At 62.4% G+C, this 19,093-nt stretch carries 20 protein-coding genes, 1 tRNA gene and 1 other RNA gene; 5 read left to right on the top strand and 17 right to left on the bottom strand.

Annotation, left to right across the window (positions count from 1 at the left end; all coding sequences use genetic code 11):
• Positions 1 to 218: 218 nt before the first annotated feature.
• A complete protein-coding gene (dnaE, locus tag ACP15S_RS19135) occupies positions 219 to 3,713 on the top strand; it encodes a DNA polymerase III subunit alpha (RefSeq protein ID WP_425041276.1) in 3,495 nt (1,164 codons plus the stop codon).
• A gap of 41 nt (positions 3,714 to 3,754) precedes the next feature.
• Here dnaE and ACP15S_RS19140 read toward each other — a convergent pair whose 3' ends face one another.
• On the bottom strand, positions 3,755 to 4,210 hold the full coding sequence (locus tag ACP15S_RS19140; protein ID WP_425041277.1) for an MmcB family DNA repair protein: 456 nt from the start codon (positions 4,208 to 4,210) through the stop codon (positions 3,755 to 3,757).
• 91 nt (positions 4,211 to 4,301) lie between these two features.
• On the opposite strand from ACP15S_RS19140, the gene ssrS reads away from it, so the two are divergent.
• A non-coding RNA gene (gene ssrS, locus ACP15S_RS19145) (6S RNA) lies at positions 4,302 to 4,456 on the top strand.
• 109 nt (positions 4,457 to 4,565) lie between these two features.
• On the opposite strand, the gene ACP15S_RS19150 is transcribed toward ssrS, so the two are convergent.
• From ACP15S_RS19150 to ACP15S_RS19170, 5 genes are all read right to left on the bottom strand, one after another.
• Positions 4,566 to 4,859 carry a hypothetical protein gene (locus tag ACP15S_RS19150; protein ID WP_425041278.1) on the bottom strand — a complete coding sequence of 98 codons (294 nt, stop codon included), beginning with the start codon at positions 4,857 to 4,859 and terminating at the stop codon, positions 4,566 to 4,568.
• A gap of 193 nt (positions 4,860 to 5,052) precedes the next feature.
• Positions 5,053 to 5,532, bottom strand: coding sequence for a transcription antitermination factor NusB (nusB, locus tag ACP15S_RS19155; RefSeq protein WP_425041279.1), 480 nt, complete (start codon positions 5,530 to 5,532; stop codon positions 5,053 to 5,055).
• A complete protein-coding gene (locus ACP15S_RS19160; RefSeq protein ID WP_425041280.1) occupies positions 5,529 to 6,080 on the bottom strand; it encodes a 6,7-dimethyl-8-ribityllumazine synthase in 552 nt (183 codons plus the stop codon). The genes nusB and ACP15S_RS19160 overlap by 4 nt, the downstream gene beginning before the upstream one ends.
• A gap of 33 nt (positions 6,081 to 6,113) precedes the next feature.
• Positions 6,114 to 7,235 carry a 3,4-dihydroxy-2-butanone-4-phosphate synthase gene (ribB, locus tag ACP15S_RS19165; protein ID WP_425041281.1) on the bottom strand — a complete coding sequence of 374 codons (1,122 nt, stop codon included), beginning with the start codon at positions 7,233 to 7,235 and terminating at the stop codon, positions 6,114 to 6,116.
• Between the two features lie 54 nt (positions 7,236 to 7,289).
• The gene (locus ACP15S_RS19170; RefSeq protein WP_425041282.1) at positions 7,290 to 7,478 is read right to left on the bottom strand and encodes a DUF6324 family protein; all 189 of its coding nucleotides are present in this window, start codon (positions 7,476 to 7,478) and stop codon (positions 7,290 to 7,292) included.
• 81 nt (positions 7,479 to 7,559) lie between these two features.
• Between ACP15S_RS19170 and ACP15S_RS19175 the strand changes: the two genes are divergently transcribed.
• Positions 7,560 to 8,036 carry an N-acetyltransferase family protein gene (locus tag ACP15S_RS19175; protein WP_425041283.1) on the top strand — a complete coding sequence of 159 codons (477 nt, stop codon included), beginning with the start codon at positions 7,560 to 7,562 and terminating at the stop codon, positions 8,034 to 8,036.
• A gap of 104 nt (positions 8,037 to 8,140) precedes the next feature.
• A tRNA-His gene (locus tag ACP15S_RS19180) sits at positions 8,141 to 8,217 on the top strand.
• A gap of 34 nt (positions 8,218 to 8,251) precedes the next feature.
• On the opposite strand, the gene ACP15S_RS19185 is transcribed toward ACP15S_RS19180, so the two are convergent.
• The 7 genes from ACP15S_RS19185 to ACP15S_RS19215 form a co-directional block, all read right to left on the bottom strand.
• Positions 8,252 to 9,004, bottom strand: a complete 753-nt coding sequence (locus ACP15S_RS19185) for a maleate cis-trans isomerase family protein (protein WP_425041284.1) — start codon at positions 9,002 to 9,004, stop codon at positions 8,252 to 8,254.
• On the bottom strand, positions 9,001 to 9,966 hold the full coding sequence (locus ACP15S_RS19190; protein ID WP_425041285.1) for an ABC transporter permease: 966 nt from the start codon (positions 9,964 to 9,966) through the stop codon (positions 9,001 to 9,003). Before ACP15S_RS19190 ends, ACP15S_RS19185 begins: the two co-directional genes overlap by 4 nt.
• Complete coding sequence (locus ACP15S_RS19195; protein WP_425041286.1) at positions 9,963 to 11,504, bottom strand: sugar ABC transporter ATP-binding protein; 1,542 nt, start codon at positions 11,502 to 11,504, stop codon at positions 9,963 to 9,965. The genes ACP15S_RS19190 and ACP15S_RS19195 overlap by 4 nt, the downstream gene beginning before the upstream one ends.
• Before the next feature lie 54 nt (positions 11,505 to 11,558).
• Positions 11,559 to 12,476: a substrate-binding domain-containing protein gene (locus tag ACP15S_RS19200; protein ID WP_425041287.1), complete on the bottom strand. Its 918-nt coding sequence runs from the start codon at positions 12,474 to 12,476 to the stop codon at positions 11,559 to 11,561.
• A 96-nt stretch (positions 12,477 to 12,572) separates the two neighbouring features.
• Positions 12,573 to 14,042 (bottom strand): xylulokinase, encoded by a 1,470-nt coding sequence (locus tag ACP15S_RS19205; RefSeq protein ID WP_425041288.1) that lies wholly within the window; start codon positions 14,040 to 14,042, stop codon positions 12,573 to 12,575.
• Positions 14,043 to 14,132: 90 nt separating this feature from the next.
• Positions 14,133 to 14,606 carry a response regulator gene (locus ACP15S_RS19210; RefSeq protein WP_425041289.1) on the bottom strand — a complete coding sequence of 158 codons (474 nt, stop codon included), beginning with the start codon at positions 14,604 to 14,606 and terminating at the stop codon, positions 14,133 to 14,135.
• Between the two features lie 390 nt (positions 14,607 to 14,996).
• Entirely contained in the window at positions 14,997 to 15,290 is a 294-nt protein-coding gene (locus ACP15S_RS19215) for a DUF6476 family protein (RefSeq protein ID WP_425041290.1), read from the bottom strand.
• Between ACP15S_RS19215 and ACP15S_RS19220 the strand changes: the two genes are divergently transcribed.
• On the top strand, positions 15,289 to 16,308 hold the full coding sequence (locus tag ACP15S_RS19220; RefSeq protein WP_425041291.1) for an RluA family pseudouridine synthase: 1,020 nt from the start codon (positions 15,289 to 15,291) through the stop codon (positions 16,306 to 16,308). The two genes, ACP15S_RS19215 and ACP15S_RS19220, sit on opposite strands and share 2 nt — an antisense overlap.
• Positions 16,309 to 16,364: 56 nt before the next feature.
• On the opposite strand, the gene ACP15S_RS19225 is transcribed toward ACP15S_RS19220, so the two are convergent.
• The 4 genes from ACP15S_RS19225 to ACP15S_RS19240 all read right to left on the bottom strand — a co-directional run bounded on the left by ACP15S_RS19225 (position 16,365) and on the right by ACP15S_RS19240 (position 18,973).
• On the bottom strand, positions 16,365 to 16,943 hold the full coding sequence (locus ACP15S_RS19225; protein WP_425041292.1) for a DoxX family protein: 579 nt from the start codon (positions 16,941 to 16,943) through the stop codon (positions 16,365 to 16,367).
• Complete coding sequence (locus ACP15S_RS19230) at positions 16,940 to 17,680, bottom strand: putative DNA-binding domain-containing protein (protein ID WP_425041293.1); 741 nt, start codon at positions 17,678 to 17,680, stop codon at positions 16,940 to 16,942. The genes ACP15S_RS19225 and ACP15S_RS19230 overlap by 4 nt, the downstream gene beginning before the upstream one ends.
• Positions 17,677 to 18,546: a DUF692 domain-containing protein gene (locus tag ACP15S_RS19235; RefSeq protein WP_425041294.1), complete on the bottom strand. Its 870-nt coding sequence runs from the start codon at positions 18,544 to 18,546 to the stop codon at positions 17,677 to 17,679. The genes ACP15S_RS19230 and ACP15S_RS19235 overlap by 4 nt, the downstream gene beginning before the upstream one ends.
• A 121-nt stretch (positions 18,547 to 18,667) precedes the next feature.
• Positions 18,668 to 18,973 carry a DUF2282 domain-containing protein gene (locus ACP15S_RS19240; RefSeq protein ID WP_425041295.1) on the bottom strand — a complete coding sequence of 102 codons (306 nt, stop codon included), beginning with the start codon at positions 18,971 to 18,973 and terminating at the stop codon, positions 18,668 to 18,670.
• Positions 18,974 to 19,093 lie beyond the last annotated feature (120 nt).

The following is a 19,093-nucleotide window of genomic DNA, read 5'->3' on the forward strand; positions in this document are numbered from 1 at the left end:
CCCTGTTGTGTCGTGTCAGGCTAGGCGGGGGTGTGCCCCGTTGGCAAGAAATTTTTGCCCGATCTGGCGTATGTGAGGATCTTGAGCTGTGCGTTTGGGCAATTCCTCGTGGCTTTTGCGGAGTGTGAACGTCCAGGTGGCTGGTTTTGCGGATGCCATCGCAGATTTAGGGGGCAGGGGGGCTTTTCTTGGCACATCCTGCGCCTTAGCGTGGCGCCATGACAGAGCCTCGATTCATCCACCTGCGTGTTCATACAGAGTATTCGCTTCTCGAAGGCGCCATGCGGCTCAAGAAGCTGCCGGGTCTCATCGCGGATATGGGCATGCCTGCCGTTGCCGTGACAGATACCAATAACCTGTTTTGCGCGCTGGAATTCTCGGTGGGGGCCCAGGGCGCGGGGGTCCAGCCGATCATGGGGCTGCAATGCGACGTGGCCTATGTGCCTGCCGCGCCGGGCGGCAAGCCGCAGATGCCCGCGCCGTTGGTTCTCCTGGCCCAGAACGAGGCGGGCTACGAGAACCTCATGCGGTTGAACACGTATCTCTACGTGGACAAAGACGGGCAGTTGCCGCAGGTGTCGCTGGACGAGTTGGAAGCGCACGCAGAGGGCGTTATTTGCCTGTCGGGCGGGCCGGATGGGCCGGTGGGGCGGCTGCTTCAGGATGGCAAGCGGCCGGCGGCGGAAGCCTTGATGGAGCGTCTGTCCAAGGCCTTCCCCAACCGGCTCTACGTCGAGTTGCAGCGCCATCCGCGCGAAGACGGGACGCCACCTGAGGCAGAACAGCTGACCGAGCGCGGCTTTGTCGAGATGGCCTATGCCATGGATTTGCCGCTTGTGGCCACGAATGATGTCTATTTCCCGAAATCGGACATGTACGAGGCCCATGATGCGCTGATCTGTATCGCGGAAGGCGCCTATGTGGATCAGCAGGAGCCACGCCGCAGGCTGACGCCGCAGCATTACCTCAAGAGCCCTGAAGAAATGGCCGTGCTCTTTGCGGATTTGCCAGAAGCGATTGAGAATACAGTTGAAATCGCCAAGCGATGCGCCTTTGGCGCCTACAGGCGGGATCCGATCCTGCCGAAATTTGCCGACGATGAGGTCGCCGAATTGCGACGCATGGCCAATGAGGGCCTGCAAAAGCGCCTTGCGGTCATCCCCCATGCCGCCAGCGTGGAGGAATATCAGGCGCGGCTTGATTTTGAACTTGGGATCATCGAGGGGATGGGCTTTCCGGGCTATTTCCTGATCGTCGCGGACTTCATTCAATGGGCCAAGGATAATGATATCCCCGTAGGGCCCGGGCGAGGCTCGGGCGCGGGCAGCCTTGTGGCTTATGCACTCACGATTACCGATCTCGATCCGCTGCGCTATTCGCTGCTGTTTGAGCGGTTCCTGAACCCAGAGCGGGTCTCGATGCCGGATTTTGACATCGACTTCTGCATGGACCGCCGCGAGGAGGTCATCCGCTATGTTCAGGAGAAATACGGCCGCGACAAGGTGGGGCAGATCATCACCTTCGGTGCGCTCCTGTCCAAGGCCGCCGTGCGCGATGTGGGGCGTGTGCTCCAGATGCCCTATGGGCAGGTGGACCGGCTGTCGAAGATGATCCCGGTGGAGGGCGTCAAGCCCGTCTCCATCGAGAAGGCGCTGGCCGATGAGCCGCGCCTGCGCGAGGAGGCCAAGAACGAAGAGGTGGTCGACAGGCTTTTGACCTATGGCCAGCAGGTCGAGGGGCTGTTGCGCAATGCCTCGACCCATGCGGCGGGCGTCGTGATCGGGGACAGGCCGCTGGACCGGCTTGTGCCGCTCTACCAGGACCCGCGCTCGGATATGCCTGCGACGCAGTTCAACATGAAATGGGTCGAGCAGGCCGGGCTCGTAAAGTTCGACTTTCTGGGCCTCAAGACGCTGACAGTCATTCAGAACGCGGTTGACCTGATCCTGAAATCCGGGCGGCATCTGCACATCGCGGAGGACGGCACGGAGCTCTATACGCCGGCAGACGGCACCATTGATGATATCAACGCCATCCCTCTCGACGATGAGGCGAGCTACAAGCTTTATTCCGCGGCAAAGACCGTGGCGGTTTTCCAGGTGGAAAGCTCCGGCATGATGGACGCGCTCAAGCGCATGAAGCCTACCTGTATCGAGGATATCGTGGCGCTTGTGGCGCTCTATCGACCGGGGCCCATGGAAAATATCCCCACTTATTGCGAGGTCAAAAACGGCATTCGCGAGATTACCTCGATCCACCCGTTGATTGATCACATCCTTGAAGAGACCCAGGGCATCATCGTCTATCAGGAACAGGTGATGCAGATCGCGCAGGTCATGGCCGGGTATTCCCTGGGCGGCGCGGATCTGTTGCGCCGGGCGATGGGCAAGAAGATCAAGGAAGCGATGGACGCGGAGCGCCCGAAGTTCGAAAAAGGCGCAAAGGACAACGGCGTTGACAAGAAGAAAGCCTCAGAGGTTTTTGATCTTCTTGAGAAATTTGCCAACTATGGATTTAACAAATCCCACGCGGCCGCCTATGCCGTGGTGAGTTATCAGACGGCATGGCTCAAAGCGAACCATCCTGTCGAATTCATGGCGGGCGTGATGAATTGCGACCTGCATCTCACTGATAAGCTTGCAGTTTATTTCGAAGAGGTGCGCAAGGGCTTGAGCCTCAAATACGTGCCGCCCTGTGTGAACCGGTCTGAGGCGACATTCGATGTTGTGGACGGCGCTTTGGTCTATGCTCTGGGCGCATTGAAGAACGTGGGCGTCGAGGCGATGCGCCTTGTCACGGAGGCGCGAGACGGGCAGCAGTTCGTCACGATCTTTGATTTTGCGCGGCGGGTCAATCTCAAACGCGTGGGCAAACGGCCGCTGGAAATGCTGGCGCGCGCGGGCGCGTTTGACGTTCTCGAACCCAACCGGCGCCGCGTCTTCGAGAGCCTTGACGCCCTTGTGAACTATTCCGCCGCCGTGCACGAGCAGAAGACATCAAGCCAGGTAAGCCTCTTTGGCGAAGCGGGCGATGATCTGCCGGAGCCGCGCCTGTCGCCGGTCGATGATTGGTTGCCAGCGGAACGTTTGGCGGAAGAATTCAAGGCCGTGGGCTTCTATCTCTCTGGCCATCCGCTCGATGATTACATGGGCCCGCTCAAACGCAAGCAAGTCATGACGTTGGATGAGGTCTCGGCCAAGGCGCAGGGCGGCCCCTTGATGGCGAAGCTTGCCGGCATCGTCGCGGGGCGGCAGGAGCGCAAATCGGCGCGGGGCAACAGGTTTGCCTTTGCGCAGTTGAGCGATCCGACAGGGGCTTATGAGGTGACGCTGTTTTCCGACACGTTGGAGAAATGCCGCGAGCATCTCGAGGCGGGCTCCAAGGTTGTGGTCACGGTGGAGGCCACGATGGAGAGTGATCAACTCAAGCTTCTGGGCCGCTCGGTGGCGCCGATTGATATCGTCGCGGCGGATGCGGGATCGGCGGGGCTGAAGGTTTTTGTCGAGGGAGCAGACGCGATTTCTTCCGTGGCCACCATCCTTGAGAACGCCGCACAGCAAGTGAAGCGCGCCGGGCGCGGACCGGTTTATCTGTGCCTGATGGCCAATGATCGCGAGGTTGAAATGGACACGGGGCGCGAGTATCCTGTGACGCCGGAGATCAAGGGAGCCATCAAGGCGCTGAGCGGTGTGATGGCCGTTGAAGAGATGTAAGGCTCTGATTCAAATCGTTCTTTCAGGTCTTGCAGTGCGGTTCAGAGGCCGGCAGACGGATCGCGCATCAGATGCAATCGGCGTGTGGCGCAGCTTGCGAACTTTTGCATCAGGGCCTTGCGCCGGGCGCCAGCGAGCTTGTCTTCCGGCGCCATGCGAATGACCTCGCCATCGTAATCATCTGCAATGATCAGGCCGGTGTTCTCGGGCAAAAGATCGGTCGGGAAAGCCTCATCAACGGCCCAGAAATACCGGTCGCACCATTCCAGATAGCCCTGCCATTTGCCGTCAGACGTGAAGTCGGCCCGTGAGCTTTTGCATTCCACACACCAGAACTCGCCCTTGGGCCCCAGCGCCAGAATGTCCATGCGCAGCCCGCGTGCGGGCACAAATTCTTCGAGGGGTGCAAATCCCAAAGCGCTCAAATGACGGGCCACGCCGCGCGCAAGTCTTTGACCCGGCTGTAAATTTCCTGAAAGTGAGAGGCATTCATCCATGGGAATGAGTATGAACAATACCAGAACATTTGCAAGGGGGATGACAACGAGGCCTTGTCCCGGGCGGCGGGTCAGCCTATGTGTGCGGGGACGGGTTCTGCATGGTGCGAGAGCGGGTGCATTCCGGTGGCCTTAAGCAATTCCGAGGGAGCTGGCTCTGTGCGAGCCCTGGTTCGTTTACCTGGCGCCCACCTGTATATACAGGTCCTCGGGAATGAGAGACCCCACGGCCAATGCGGTTCCCGTCGCATGAAGGATAACAGCGGCCAAATATGCTGCGACACTCTCAACAGACGCCGGATAACCCCTTGATTTCAATGGCATATGCCAAGGGTGCCACGCAGCGCAGCAGCGCTCACACCCGGTCGTTTTCCGTCGCGCGGGCATAGGCCAGAATACGCGTGCCACCGCCGGGCTTTTGCGGTTCGTCTTCGCGTAACGCCATGACTTTGATGGCAAATTGGACGGCGGCAAAGACCGTCCCGTTGAAATACCAGATCATCAGCACAGCCAGCCAGCCCATGGGATCAGATGTGACCAGATGGCCCAGATTGGCCACGTTGTAGTACAGCAATATCGCGGTGAAGATGGCGGAGATCACAAATCCCAACAGGCATTGTGTGATGTATAACTTGATCAGTTTGGGCATTCTCTATTCCTCGCTGAGGGGAAAAGTAGTGCGTTGCCGAGCGCGGGCAAGACAGAATGTCGCAGGGGTATTTGTGCGATCTACCCCTCAAATCGTACAAAATGCCTCCTCAACGCGCCGTGCACCGCGCGCAGACTGCGCAACACCCAATCGTCCTCACTCAGCCGGTACTCAGCCCGAACTCAGCCCGAACTCAGAAAGCGTCAGGCCGGGCCTCGCGCGCCATGTGATCGAGCACGGCATTCACAAAACGCGCTTCCTTGCCATCAGGGAAAAACGCGGCCGCCACATCCATGTATTCGGAGATCACAACCCTGGGCGGCGCATCGCCATGGGCCAACTCGGCCCCGCCCGCACGAAAGAGCGCGCGCAGTGTCGGGTCGATCCGCGCGATGGGCCATTTGGCCACAAGGGCGCGGTCCGTCATCTGGTCAATCTGGGCCTGATGGTTGACCGCGTCATTGAGCACCTGCGCAAAATGCTGAATGTCGCCATCCACCATTTCCGCGCCATCATATGTGGCGCCAAAGCGATGCTCGAGGAACTCGCGCCGGACCGCGTCCACGGTCTGACCAATGGCTTCCATCTGAAAGAGCGCCTGCACAGCATAGAGCCGCGCGGCGGAGCGCATCTTGCGTTTCTGGTTGCCGGATAGCTTGGGCGCTTCGCTCATGCCGTTGTCGTTCCTTTTGCATCGCCCGCGAGCTGGATCTCATCACTGGCTGGGCGAAAGCCCACACCTTTGCGCGGCGCGCCCCATTTGCGCGTGAGCGCGATCAGATGCAACGCTGCCGCAGCGGCACCGCCGCCTTTGTTCTGATCGTCCACATTGGCGCGCACCTCCGCCTGCGCGCGGTTTTCCACGGTCAGGATGCCGTTGCCGATGCACAGGCCCTGCAGCCCCATGAGCTGGATCGCGCGAGAGCTGTCATTGCAGACCGTCTCGTAATGCGTGGTTTCGCCCCGGATGACACAGCCCAGAGCCACGTAGCCGTCAAAATTGCTCATCCGCTCCGCGATGGAAATCGCTGTCGGCACTTCGAGCGCGCCGGGCACCTCGATCAGATCCCAGCTGGCGCCACAGGCCTCGATCTCGGCCTGTGCGCCCGCGACCAGCTGATCGGCGATGTCCTTGTAATAAGGCGCCACGACAATCAGAAGCTTCGGCGCTTTGTCGAACTCGGGGCGGGGCAGGATGTAGTGCTGTTCAGCGGTGGCCATGAATGCCTCCTTGAGAATTCAGGGGGAGGGGCCTCAGCCCGTGATCGGGCGCGTGCCCACGATTTCCAGACCGTAGGCATCGAGGCCCACGTAATGCGCGCCGGGGCTGTCGGTCAGCAGGATGAGCTGCGTCAGGCCCAGCGTTGAGAGAATTTGGCTGCCCAGACCCACTTCGCGCACCGTGCGGGGGCCTTCGCCTTCCTCCTCAAGGATGGGTTTCAGCGGATTGCGGAAGATGCAGATCGCCCCGCGCCCCTCGGCCGCAATGGCCTGCATCGCACGCTCAACACCGTCATGGCTGCCCACGCCCAGAACATCGGGCAGAACGTCCAGCGCATGGGTGCGCACGAGGACCGGTTCGGGGGTGGTGATATCGCCCATGGTCATGACGACATGCTCGGTCCCTTCGGTCAGATCCTTGAAGACACGCAAGGTCCACGCGCCACCGAACTGCGAGGTGACCTCGCGGGTGGCCACTTCCTTGACCAGATTGTCATGGCGGCGGCGGTAGGCGATGAGATCGGAAATCGTGCCGATCTTCATGCCATGGAGCTGGGCAAAGGCCACAAGCTCAGGCAGGCGCGACATCGTGCCGTCCTCGTTCATGATCTCACAGATCACACCCGAAGGGTTCAGCCCCGCCAGCCGTGCAACATCCACGGCGGCCTCGGTATGGCCTGCACGGACAAGTACGCCGCCATCGCGCGCGCGCAGCGGGAAGACATGGCCCGGCGTCGCGATATCAGCGGCATCCTTGGAGGGATCAATCGCGGTGGAGACCGTCAGCGCGCGGTCAGCGGCAGAAATGCCGGTCGAGACACCTTCGCGCGCCTCGATGGAGACGGTGAAGGCGGTCTCGTGGCGGCTGGAATTGTGCTGGGCCATGAGCGGCAGGCCAAGCTGGTCCACCCGGTCGGACGTCATGGCAAGGCAGATCAGCCCGCGCGCATGGGTGGCCATGAAATTGATCGCATCAGGCGTGGCCATTTGCGCGGGGATGATGACATCGCCCTCGTTCTCGCGGCTCTCATGGTCGATCAGGATGAACATCTTGCCGTTGCGGGCGGCGTCGATGATCTCTTCGGTGGGCGAGATCGCGTCTTTCCACGTGATCTCGACAGGGCCGGGGGTCTCATAGCTGGTATTGGGGCTCATGTCGGGTCTCTCCTTGGCCTTTCAGATAGGCCAACCGGGGGGCAGGCAAAAGGCCTACTTGCGCATCGCTTCGGCGGCTTGTGCGGCGGCCATCATTTCCTCGGCGATTTCGCGCGCCTCATCGGGATCAAAATCCATCGGTATTTCGGTATTGCCCGCCGCAATAAACAGACGCACCATGCCCTGATCGGTGGGCCCGATTTGCAGGTTGGCTTCGATGTCGCGCTCGTCGTTGATGCCCATGGGATGCTCCTGATGTGCGCAAGGTCTGCGCGGGGGCTGTGCCGGGGTGCGTGGTAGCGCGAGTGGGAGGGTGAGGCAAGTATGGTTGCACTGCGCGAGGTATGTGACGCAGATGCCGGGTGGCTCGTGCGGGCCCATGGGGAGGCCTATGCGCGCGATGAGGGGTTTGATGCCAGTTTCGAGGACCTCGTGGGGGAGATCGTGACCGCGTTTTTGCACGGGCATGATCCCCTCCTGGAGCGCGGCTGGATTGCGCAGGATGACACCGGGCCCTTGGGGTCGATCTTTTGCGTGTCCCAGGCCCCGGGCGTTGCCAAATTGCGGCTCTTTTTCCTTCTGCCAGAGGCCCGGGGCCGGGGCGTGGGGTGGCTATTGCTCGACACATGCATGGGATTCGCGCGCGAGGCGGGCTACCGGCGCATGGAGCTTTGGACCCATGCCGAGCATCGTGCGGCCTGTGCGCTCTATGCCAAAGCGGGGTTTGCGCGGCTCTCTGCACGCCCGGTGCATTCCTTTGGCGTGGATCTGACGGAGGAGAACTGGGGGATTGATTTGTAGGCAGGCGCCCCCCGTCCCCGGGGCCGCTTGCGCGACAAAACCTGCTTTTTGAGGCCGGATGCCTCTTGCAATCGTGTGAACGTGTTTGTAATCCACCCAACAGTGCCGCCTTAGCTCAGTTGGTTAGAGCGCTGGATTGTGGATCCAGAGGTCCCAGGTTCGAACCCCGGAGGCGGTACCATTTCTCCCCAACCTTGTGTGGTCAGATCGCTGTGTTAGCCGTGGCGCGTCTGGCAAAGCCTGTAGTGCAGGTCCGGCGCCAGTTTGGCGCGGGCTGTGGCGGCCATGTGCCAGGCGAGCGTCAGATTGCTCGACAGCACGGGCAGGCCAAGCTCTGCTTCGAGCGGGGCTATGACGTCCAGCGTTTTGAGGTTTGTGCAGGAGAGAAAGAGCGCCTCCGGCGTGCCTGTGGCCACGGCGTGTCTGGCGGCGTCGCACAGGCTCTCGGGCGTGATCCGCGCGACATTCCGCTCGATCCGCTCGCCGAAGGACACGGCCTCGGTCACCGTGATGCCGTCTGCCTCGAAGGCTGTGCAAAGCGGCTGGGCAACGCTTGGGATGTAGGGTGAGACGATCGCGACCCGGCGCGCGTTGAGCGCTGCGAGCGCGGCTCGCGTTGCGGTGAGCGGGTTGGTGACAGCGCGTGCTGTGCAGCCTGCGCGCACCTGCTCCGCAACCCGCGTTGCCCCAATGAGCGTCGTGCCAGATGTGCAGGCATAGCCCACCGCGTCAAAGGTGGTGTCTGGCAGGAGCGCGGCACTGGCGTTCAGCGCGGCATCCATCCGGGCAATGCTTTGCGGGGTCAGCTCTGCGCCAGAGGGAATGCGGCTGACCTGAAGCGAGATGGCCTGTGGCGCAAAGAGCCTGCGGAAATCATCCTCGATGGTCTCATCCACCTGCAGGACAATGAGCCCCAGCCGGGGCGTCTGGCCTTCCGGCAGAAGCGTATAGGCCAGAGGTCCGCTCATCTGCGGCGCGCTTTCGTCAGGCTGGAGAAGGCCACAGCGGCGATCACAATCGCACCCACGAGGATCTCGCGGATATAGCTGTCGACCGACATCTGCGTGAGCCCATTGTCCAAAACGCCCAGAATGAGCACGCCCACAAGCGTATAGGCCACGCGCGGCTCGCCTTCCTCGCTCATCGTCATGCCCAGAAAGACAGCAGCAATCGCATCCAGCATCAGCCCGCTGCCTTGGGTCGGGTTGGCCGAGGCCACGCGGCTGGCATACATGAGGCCTGCGATGGCCGCGCCCACACCGGCCAACGCGAAAGCCGTCAAACGGTTGCGCCGCACGCGCACGCCCGCCAGCCGCGCGGCTTCGGCATTGCCGCCAATGGCATAGAGCCTGCGCCCAAAGCTCGTCTGCTCCAGAACAACCCAGACCAGCACCAGCCCCGCCAGCATGATCAGCGTCAGGTAGGGCAGCTTGAGCCCCGCGAGGCCCAGGCTCTCAAGCGGAATGCCATCGCGGGCAAAGCCCGAAAAGCTGCGCGGGATATCGCGGCCAAAGATCGTCTTTCCGCCAGAGATCAGGAAGGCCAACCCGGAAAACATCGTGAGCGTGCCCAGCGTGGCCACGAAGGGCAGAATGCCCACGTAGGCCACCAGAAATCCGTTGAAGAGCCCCCCGGCGAGCCCGATCAGAAGCGCCGCTGCGATGCCTGCCGACACCGGATAGCCAGCCGCAAAAAGCACCGCCGCGACAACCCCCGCGAGCGAGGCCATGGAGCCCACGGAGAGGTCAAAATCGTTCATCACCATCACCAGCGTCATGGCAAAAGCCACAACGGCCAACATGCTGATTTGCTGGGAGATATTGATGAGATTGCGCGGGGTCAGAAAGGTCTCGGGCAGGTTGATCGCAAAAAAGAGGCAGATCAGGGCAAAGCCTGCCAGAGAGCCATAGCGGCGCAGGACACGGATCATGAGGCTTGGCTTTCGTCAAAGGGCGCGTAGCTGCGCGCCAGAAGGTCTGCGGGCGTCAGGCCTGCGCTGGGCAAGAGCGCGCTTTGGCGCCCGTCTTGGAGGATCAAAACACGATGGCTCAGCGCGATGAGCTCCGGCAGGTCAGAGGAGGTCAGCACGATGGCACAGCCCTGAGCGGCCAGGCGGCGCAGAAGCGCGTGAATTTCGAATTTCGCGCCAACATCCACGCCGCGCGTGGGCTCATCCAGTAGCAAGAGGCGTGGTCGGACAGACAGCGCGCGCGCCAAAACGACCTTCTGCTGATTGCCGCCCGAGAGCTGGTAGACCGGCTGGCGAAGGTCTTCGAACTTCAGCCCGACATCGGCCACAAGGGCGGCGGCATCGCGCCGCTCTTGCTTGCGGTCTCTCCAGCCCAGGGGGCCGGCATGGGCGGGGATTTGTGCGAGCCCCACATTGTCGCGGATCGATTGTTTGAGCAAAAGCGCCTGCGTGCGCCGCTCGCGCGGGACATAGGCAATGCCCCGTGTCCAGGCCTCGGAGACATCGCCCGGAGGCGGGCTGTTCTCGATGTGCAAGGTGCCGCCCGTGACGCGCTCCAGACCACAGAGCATATGCAGCAATGCGCCCTGACCCGCGCGGGCGAGCCCGCCGATGCCCAGAATATCGCCGGGGCGGATCTCAAAATCGAGATGTGAGAGGCGCTGTGTGCAGGTGCCACGGGCCGTTACGAGGGCCGTCACGAGGGGGACAGGGCCGTCCGGGTGCGGCGTGTTTGCGGCTTCAACGGTTTGGGGGGCCAGGCTGCGCCCGATCATGGCAGTGATCAGCGCGTCCTGCCGGGTCTCTGCCGTGGCCGCGCTCATGACAGGCGCGCCATCGCGCAGCACGCTGACCTGATCACTGAGAGCCATGACCTCCGCCATGCGATGCGACACATAAAGCACCGCGACGCCGCGCGCGCGCAGCGTCTTGATCGCGGCAAAGAGCCGGGCGCTGTCCGCCTCCGACAGGGCGGCGGTGGGCTCGTCAAAGACATAGAGACAGCCCGCGTCGTCGGTCAGCGCGGAGGCAATCCGCATGAGCATCTGATCGCCGGTGCTTAGCGTCGCAGCCTGCACGGCGGGATCGATGTGGTGCACATCGAGGCGCGCCAGCGCGTCGCGGGCTTTCGCATGCAGCACCGGCCAGTCAATCAAGGCGCCAAAGCGCCGGGGATAGGGTTGCCCGAGGAAAATGTTTTCGGCCACGGAGAGCTGCGGGACGATGTCGAGCTCCTGATGGATAAAGCGAAAGCCCGCGCGCTTGGCGTCTTCCGCACTGTTGAGCGCAACAGGCGCGCCGTTGATCCGCAAATACAGCTGGTCCGCCCGCGTCAGCCCGGCCAAGACCTTGATCAGCGTTGATTTTCCGGCGCCGTTCTCGCCCATCAGCGCATGGACCTCGCCCCCGCGCAGGCTGAGCGAGACATCGCGGAGCGCGCGGGTCTTGCCGAAGGCTTTGCTGGCCTTGGAGATATCGATCTGCAGGGGCTGAGGCATCGTGTTTTGGGGCGGCCCAGTGTGTCAGTGTTTTTGTCAGGGCTGCCCGCGTGATCATTCAGCGGCGTTGGACTGAGTGACCAGAACCGTGGGCACGTAAATCACGGAGGCGCGGATCTCTTCGCCCTTGATGGCGCGCAGGGTCTCGGCCGCGGCGCGCCCGCCGATACCTGCGAAATCCTGCGCCACGGAGGCTTCGAAATTGCCACCTGCGGCAATGGCATCGCGCGCTTGCGGATTGGCGTCGATGCCCACGATGACGATGCCTTCGCCGCTGCGGCCTGCATCCTCAATGGCCTGCATGGCGCCGAGCGCGGGCTGGTCCCAGGCCGCCCAGACGGCGGAGATGCTGCCGGGTTCGGGGTTGGCGGCGAGGATCGCATCCATTTTCGCGCGGCTGTCTGCAATGCCGCCGTCCTGTACGTCGGGTGTGATCCGGTCGACGATCTCGATATCGGGATGGTTGCCAAAGACAGCGTCGGCAATCACGCCCCGGATTTGCACCGGCGGGAAGGCATCAAAGACAAACATGACCACGCGCCCTGCGCCGCCCAGACGGTTGGCCACATAGACGGAGGTCTCTGCGGCCATGGCGTAGCCGTTGGAGGTCACGTTGGTGGCCAGCATCGGATGCGCGCCGCTGTCCATGCCGATGACGGGGATGCCCGCCTCCTGGGCCACTTCGAGCCCGGCCTCGATCTGGGCCGGGTCCACGTTGATGACGATGGCATCGACGCCTGCGGCCACGGCATCCTCGATCCGGCTGATCACGGCGGCGACGTCTCCCGCGGTATCAATCACATTGGGCTCCACGCCCATGGCGCCCGCGGCCTCGGTGAAGCCTTCGATGATGGCCTGGCTGCCCGGCTGTGCGAGATAGGGGGTGATAACGGTGATGTTTTGGGCGAGAGCGGCGCTGACGGACAGGGTCAGCGCTGTGGCGGCAGCGGCGAGACGCGTAGGTGTGAACATGGATCCTCCCAAGGATGTCGTTTGGTTTGCGCGAAGGTGAACATGGCCTCGGGGGGAGGTGCAAGGTCAAATCCCCTGTGCCGGGGCCAGCGCACCTCACAGCCGTGGGCGCGGCAAGGCTGTCAGGCGGTCATTGACCGGGGCCAGCCGCGTGGTCAGGTCCTCGAAGATCGCAAATTGCGCGTCATAGAGCGGGGCCAGTGCCGGGTCGGGTCTGTAGGTCTTGTCGATATGCATGAGCTCGTCGAGCGCGCTGGCAAGATCGGGGGCTTGCCCGGTGGCGGCGCGGGCGATGGCTGCGGCGCCCAGAAGGCCGGGATCGGTCACGGCGAGACGGTGCAGCGTGCGGCCCAGCACATTGGCGCGGATCTGGTTCCAGACATCGGAGCGAAAGCCCCCGCCGCCGCAAATCAGCTCGGTACTTTGCACCTGCGCCGAGCGCTCCAGCGCGTTGAGCAGCAGCCGCACCGAGAAGGCCACGCCCTCATAGACGCTGCGCGCGAGATCAGCGGCATCACTCGTCTGATCAATCCCGAGGAAGGCGCCACGGGCGTTGGCGTTCCAGAGCGGTGCGCGCTCGCCTTGCAAATGCGGCAGGAACAGCGGCGCGGGCTTGTCGGGCGGAGAGGCTGCGGCCCGTTGGCTCATTTGCTCCGGGCTGATCCCGTTGAGATCGGCCCACCACATCTGCGCCGCGCCGCCGGCCTGGGTGGGGCCTGCATGCATGCGCAGCCCGTCGCTTTCGGCAAACACAATGACGCCGGGCGTCGGATGCACGGCCTCTGACGTGATGCCGAGAATTTCGCTTGTTCCACTGAGATAGGACGCCGCGCCCTCTCTGTGCCCGCCGCAACCCAGCAGGCCGACCCAGCCATCCATCGTGCCATTGGCCACGGGGATGTCTTGCGCCGGACCCTGCCGCACACGACCAGCCAGCGCGCTCAGGGGCTTGAGGGGCGCCATCCGGTCCGCCGCGCCCGCCACCAGACCGAGGACTTCGGGGATATGGCGATGGGCCAAATCGACGAGCCCGATATTGGACAGCGGATCGCTTACGACCGCACCTGTCATGTGCCACAGGCACAGATCCTTGGGCAGCAGCACATAGCGCGTCTTGTCCCAGATCTCGGGGTGGTGGCGCTGCATCCACAGCATGCGGGCCAGCGCATGGCTGGCATCAATGGGCATTGGCGCGCCCCACCATTCCAGACGTTGCGCCTCGCTGATCTGCGCATCGAGCTCCGCCGCCTCAGCCGCGGCCCGCCCGTCCTGCCAGACGATGGCAGGCGCGAGCGGGGTGCCCTCGGCATCCACGAAAACATGGGTGTTGACCTGAGACGTCAGCCCGATACCGCCCACGCCGGGCATCAGGGGGGTGAAGCGCGCGAGCGCCGCGTCAATCGCACGGGTCCAATCCCTCGCATCCTGCTCGACGCAGGCGCTCTCAGGGCGCTGGGTGTCATGGGGTTGATGCAGCCTGTCGAGCACGGTCCCGTCGGGCCCAAAGACCGCCGCTTTCACGGCCGTGGTCCCCACATCAATGCCAATCAACTTTGTGCCTGCCATGTCCGTCTGCCTCCCTCATGCTGAGAGCCATCTGACGGGCTTTGCGCGCGCAGCGCAAGCCTTGGGGCAGGGGGGGGCGGCTGGGGGCAGCTAGAGCAGGGCTGTAACCCGGTTCTTGAAATGGCAAAAGCTCAAGGGCTTTGGCAAAAAGTCCTGAAATCCGGATGAGGCCATACGGTGATAATCTTCCGGCTGGCTGCATGCGGTATAGGCAATGAGCGGGATGCGGCAATGCTCGGACAGATGACGGGCCAGCGCAAAGCTCTCGCCGTCGGGCAACATCAGGTCAAAAAACAACACATCATAGGTGCCGTTTACGATCTCATCGCTCAGATCAATGGCCTCAGCGATGCATCTGACCCAATGGGCCTCAGGCAAATCCATCAGCCCCAGGTATTCCTGCAGCAGGAACGCGTTCATCTCATTGTCCTCCAGCAACAGCGACGACAGGCCGGGCTGGGTCAGCATCTGTTTGACATCGCTCACATGGGCAATGGGGACGTCGGGGGGCTGGGATCGGTGCATTTCTCGTTGGAGATCGTGCGGCTCATACAGATCCGACATTGAAAGTTCTCCTTAAGGTTGCGTTCGATGGTTAACAGATGCGCTTCAAGTGCTAACAAAGTGTTAACCCCCTGTGCGCAGCGCAGCGTGCAGGGGGGTTTTGTGGTTTTTTGGACTGGGAAATCCTCGAAATCGTCCTCCGAATACGTATTGCATGGGGGCAAGATGCTGAAATTAAACATTTATTCCAGAATCAGCTAGTGGTGTTGGCGTTTTTGCTCTGGCCTGCGCCCCGTTGCGCATGGCCGTTTGCCTTGTACCTTTGCGGTAAATTGATACCGAATCACGGTGAGGGAACAGGCGTCTTGCAGCCTTGGACGCAATAGTCTTTTAATCAGTCTTAAGGCGCGTGCGGCTCACCGAAGGGTTGCGCGAGGCCTCTTGCCGGTATCAGCGCGTGATGGCCACGCGCTGGGTCATCTCGCCGCTCAGACGATCAAAAATCAGGATCTCATCGGCGTCCGTGACAATCGCGTACCAGGCCTCGCCTTGCGTGAAGGCCAAGGCCCGGGCGCCGTCGGGCAGTGCGATGGACGCAGGCAGGACAGGGCTTTGATCACCGAGGCGCATGACAAGCAGGCCAACCACCGTTACAACGCCCACGATCATCACGGCGGTCAGAACCGTCACGAGCGTTTTGAGCAGCTTCAGGCTGCCCGGTAATTCAGGGGTCTCGTCGTCCATGCCAACCCTCCGGTTCGAAATCGGGCCCACGCCGCCCGCGCGCCTTGATAAGGCGCTGGCGCGCGATGTGCCAGAGGCGGCCGCGCTTTCGCGCACCCGGCTCGCCAAATTGTTGGACGCAGGCGCAGTGCGCGTCGATGGAATCGTTGCGGACAATCCCAAGGCCCCTGTTGCGCCCGGTGCGCAGGTCGAGGTCGAGATTGCCGAGGCGCGCGAGAGCCATATGGCGCCGGAGCCCATCCCGCTGGATGTGATTTTTGAGGATGACGATCTCGTTGTGGTCAACAAGCCTGCCGGGATGGTCGTGCATCCCGCACCGGGCACACCCTCTGGCACCTTGGTCAATGCGCTTTTGCACCATTGCGGCGCCGCGCTTTCCGGTGTGGGCGGCGAGAAACGGCCCGGCATTGTGCACCGGATCGACAAGGAAACCTCGGGGCTCTTGGTTGTCGCGAAATCAGACGCGGCGCATCACGGGTTGGCCGCGCAATTTGAAAAACACACTGCGCGGCGGCGTTATCTGGCCCTCGTGCACGGCGTGCCGGATCCGGCGGACCCCCGGCTGCGCGGTGTGCGCGGGGCGTCGTTTGAGACAGGCTCGGTTCTGAAACTGACCACGGGTCTGGACCGACACCGGACAGACAGGCAGCGACAGGCGGTGCGGTTTGAAGGTGGGCGTCATGCGGTAACACGGGCGCGCACGATCGAGGCTTTCGGCGCGCCGCCCTGTCTGGCTCTCATGGAATGCTGGCTGGAGACGGGCCGGACCCATCAGATCCGGGTGCATATGGCCCATGCAGGCCACGGTCTTGTGGGCGATCCGACCTATGGCGGCTCACGCAAACTGCCTCAGAAGGCGCTCTCGGAGGCCGCGCGCGCCGGGGTATCTGCCTTTGCCCGTCAGGCTCTGCATGCGGCCAATTTGGGATTTTGTCATCCTGTGAGCGGTGTGGAGCATGATTTTGAGGCGCCGTTGCCGCCTGACATGCAAGCGCTTCTGGGTCTTTTGCGCGGCTGAATGACAGACGCCAGCCCCGGGGCTGGCGTCTGTCATTCATGCCATGTCGTGTGGGTTCACGCGGTGGCCAGCCCTGCATTGCGGAAGACCTGACGGCGCAGAATGTGATCAAGCGACAAGGCGCCAGCTCCTTTCACGACAAGTACGAGAAGCAGGAAGATCCAAAGCGCGCGCTGATCAAGGATCACGCCTGCGGGGTTGCCATCAAAGAAGGCGCCCAGCGTTTCGGAATGCGCAATGCCGCCGTGGCCGTAGAGATCTGTCAGCGATTGCACGACGACAAAGCCGATCATGCCCAGCGAGGCCAGCCGCGTCATCAACCCGATGACGATCAGGATGGGCAGGACAAATTCGGTCACTGTTCCCGCGGTGACAACCGCCCAGTGATAAAAGCCCAACTGGCTCACATCAAAGCCCACGGCTTCCATTTGCTTGGGGAAAATCTGCGCATAAGCGCCCAGCGAGGGATTGAAGATGCCAAAGATGCCATCGCCCAGTTTCGTCAGTCCGGAATTCCAGAAGTAGACGAACAGCACGCCCGCGAAGATGGCGCGCGCCAGAATTGGCAGCAGGCCTTCGAGCGACTTTTCGAGCGAGGAGAAGAGCGCGGTGTAGAATTGGGCAAAGGGGGTCATGTGTCAGATCCTTGCAGGGCGGAATTGGCAATAAGCAGTGTGAGGATGGCGGACAGATCGAAGCTCTCGCTGGCGGCGAGACCGGCCTCATAGGCCGCCTCGAGCGTGGTCCCGGCGCGCAGGGCGCTCAGGAAGGCATGGCCGCCGGGGGGCAGCACGTGGGGTTCGGGATCAAACTCGGCTCGCAGGATCACGACATCCTGCCCACCGCCCGAGGGTTTCGGCCCGCCTGCCATGTTGAACGCCCAAAGTGCATGGATGGGCCAGGGTGACGAGAGCAGGCGCACGGAAGGCGCGAGGCTCAGACGCATCTGCATGAGCGCCTCCGGCGCGACGGCCAGCGCATTGGGATCAAGGGGCTGATGATCGGCTGCGTGATAGCTTTCGCGCAGGGCGAATTCGAGCCGTGCCACAGCGCCCAGATAGGGGTATTTCGCCAAGGGTTCGAAACCATCGAGAAAATCGCCGAACGCCGCGCCATAGAGCATCATGCGCGCTGAGCTTGGGGGATGAGTACGCAGGTAAAGCCTTGCCAGACCGCGAAAATTCTCCTCACCCAACAGCTTTGCGATGGCGGGAAAGCCTGTCTCCAGAGCCTCGCTCAGCGATGCGGTGATATTGTTGCGATAGACATTGTAGCGCCGTCCGGCGGGGTTGCCGTCGCCATCGAGAAGGCCCTCGGGGATCGCCAGCTCGGGATCGAGCAGGGCCGCGCGGAAGGGCGCCTCAACGCTCATGCCCGCGCCTGCGTGGGCAGGGACGTCAGCGCGCGTTCAGCCCGGTGGGCCTCATCGGCCAGCACAGACCAATCGGGCACATCATTGTCCCACTCGACAAGCAGCGGGCGCGGCCCGCATTGCTCCAGCGTATAATCAAGCAGTGCCCAGACAGGCTCCGCGACTTCGGCGCCATGGGCGTCAATCAAGAGCGGTTGGCCATGATCGTCGTGGTCTTCTTCATGGCCCGCGAGATGGATCTCACCCACACGGTGTAATGGAAAGGCGTCGATATAGCTTTGGGGCGAAAACCCGAGATTGGTGGCGGAGACAAAGACATTGTTGACGTCGAGCAGCAGCCCGCAGCCCGTGCGCCGTGCGATCTCATCCAAAAAGGCAGGTTCCTCCCAGGTGCTTTCTTCAAACGCGAGATAGGAAGAGGGATTTTCCAGCAGCATTTGCCGCCCAATGGCCTCTTGCACTTCCTCCACATGATCGCAGACGCGCTGCAAGGTGGCGTCGGTATAAGGCAGGGGCAGCAGATCGTTCATGAAATGGCTGTCATGGGTCGACCAGGCGAGATGTTCGGAAAAGCTGGCCGGATTGGCCCAGCTGACGAGATGCTTGAGCCGGGCGACATGTTCGGGATCGAGACGCTCCGCGCCCCCGATGGAAGCGCCAACGCCATGGATCGACAGGGGAAACCGCTCGGCCAGATGGCGCAGCTGCGCAATGGGGCGGCCGCCATCGCCCATGTAATTCTCCGCATGCACTTCAAACCACGCCACGGGCGCAGGATTGTTCAGAATGTCAGTCCAGTGCTGCGGCTTGTAGCCCACACCGGGCAGGGGCGGCAGCGCTTCAGAACGGGGGGCAACATCATACATGGCAGACATCGTCTCAGCTTAGTGGAAAGAGCGAAGCCTGTCTCGGGGATAAGGAGACAGGCTTCTGGGTGGCTGCGGCGCATCGGGATACGCCACAGCAATCGGGTCAAAGGGCCCGGCCTTAGCCTTGGGGCAGGTCACGGTCCAGCTCTTCGAGCGAACCCATGCGTGCTTTGCCGTCGGCCATTGCAGGCAGCTCGATGTCGGCGCATGTGCCTGCGTCAACCAGCGTCCATGCGTTGCCTTGGTAGTCCACTGTGGAGGAACCGGCGCATGTTGTGCCGGGGCCCGCTGCACAATCGTTTTGGCCTGCGAGCGAAACGCCGAAGCACTTTTCCTTGGCTTGCGCAGTGGCTGTCGTTGTGTGGGACACCAGAGCAGCAGCAACGGCACCAGCGACAGCAGCGGATTTAACAAGTTTCGACATGAGTGTTTTCCCTTTTAGGTCAGAAATCGATGCCGCCGTGATTGGCGACTGAAAACAGATTAGGGGCGAAGTGACGCAATGCGCTACTCACGGGCACGTGCATCACGCGGCCGTGTGTCG

This window comes from Primorskyibacter sp. S187A (assembly GCF_049800955.1).
In the GTDB taxonomy this organism is placed as follows: Bacteria; Pseudomonadota; Alphaproteobacteria; order Rhodobacterales; family Rhodobacteraceae; genus JAKVBH01.

What these genes read in the sequence shown, in the direction of transcription:
- dnaE (WP_425041276.1), top strand. Translation starts at nt 219, where the DNA reads ATGACAGAGCCTCGATTCATCCACCTGCGTGTTCATACAGAGTATTCG.
- ACP15S_RS19140 (WP_425041277.1), bottom strand. Translation starts at nt 4,210, where the DNA reads ATGGATGAATGCCTCTCACTTTCAGGAAATTTACAGCCGGGTCAAAGA.
- ACP15S_RS19150 (WP_425041278.1), bottom strand. Translation starts at nt 4,859, where the DNA reads ATGCCCAAACTGATCAAGTTATACATCACACAATGCCTGTTGGGATTT.
- nusB (WP_425041279.1), bottom strand. Translation starts at nt 5,532, where the DNA reads ATGAGCGAAGCGCCCAAGCTATCCGGCAACCAGAAACGCAAGATGCGC.
- ACP15S_RS19160 (WP_425041280.1), bottom strand. Translation starts at nt 6,080, where the DNA reads ATGGCCACCGCTGAACAGCACTACATCCTGCCCCGCCCCGAGTTCGAC.
- ribB (WP_425041281.1), bottom strand. Translation starts at nt 7,235, where the DNA reads ATGAGCCCCAATACCAGCTATGAGACCCCCGGCCCTGTCGAGATCACG.
- ACP15S_RS19170 (WP_425041282.1), bottom strand. Translation starts at nt 7,478, where the DNA reads ATGGGCATCAACGACGAGCGCGACATCGAAGCCAACCTGCAAATCGGG.
- ACP15S_RS19175 (WP_425041283.1), top strand. Translation starts at nt 7,560, where the DNA reads ATGGTTGCACTGCGCGAGGTATGTGACGCAGATGCCGGGTGGCTCGTG.
- ACP15S_RS19185 (WP_425041284.1), bottom strand. Translation starts at nt 9,004, where the DNA reads ATGAGCGGACCTCTGGCCTATACGCTTCTGCCGGAAGGCCAGACGCCC.
- ACP15S_RS19190 (WP_425041285.1), bottom strand. Translation starts at nt 9,966, where the DNA reads ATGATCCGTGTCCTGCGCCGCTATGGCTCTCTGGCAGGCTTTGCCCTG.
- ACP15S_RS19195 (WP_425041286.1), bottom strand. Translation starts at nt 11,504, where the DNA reads ATGCCTCAGCCCCTGCAGATCGATATCTCCAAGGCCAGCAAAGCCTTC.
- ACP15S_RS19200 (WP_425041287.1), bottom strand. Translation starts at nt 12,476, where the DNA reads ATGTTCACACCTACGCGTCTCGCCGCTGCCGCCACAGCGCTGACCCTG.
- ACP15S_RS19205 (WP_425041288.1), bottom strand. Translation starts at nt 14,042, where the DNA reads ATGGCAGGCACAAAGTTGATTGGCATTGATGTGGGGACCACGGCCGTG.
- ACP15S_RS19210 (WP_425041289.1), bottom strand. Translation starts at nt 14,606, where the DNA reads ATGTCGGATCTGTATGAGCCGCACGATCTCCAACGAGAAATGCACCGA.
- ACP15S_RS19220 (WP_425041291.1), top strand. Translation starts at nt 15,289, where the DNA reads ATGCCAACCCTCCGGTTCGAAATCGGGCCCACGCCGCCCGCGCGCCTT.
- ACP15S_RS19215 (WP_425041290.1), bottom strand. Translation starts at nt 15,290, where the DNA reads ATGGACGACGAGACCCCTGAATTACCGGGCAGCCTGAAGCTGCTCAAA.
- ACP15S_RS19225 (WP_425041292.1), bottom strand. Translation starts at nt 16,943, where the DNA reads ATGACCCCCTTTGCCCAATTCTACACCGCGCTCTTCTCCTCGCTCGAA.
- ACP15S_RS19230 (WP_425041293.1), bottom strand. Translation starts at nt 17,680, where the DNA reads ATGAGCGTTGAGGCGCCCTTCCGCGCGGCCCTGCTCGATCCCGAGCTG.
- ACP15S_RS19235 (WP_425041294.1), bottom strand. Translation starts at nt 18,546, where the DNA reads ATGTATGATGTTGCCCCCCGTTCTGAAGCGCTGCCGCCCCTGCCCGGT.
- ACP15S_RS19240 (WP_425041295.1), bottom strand. Translation starts at nt 18,973, where the DNA reads ATGTCGAAACTTGTTAAATCCGCTGCTGTCGCTGGTGCCGTTGCTGCT.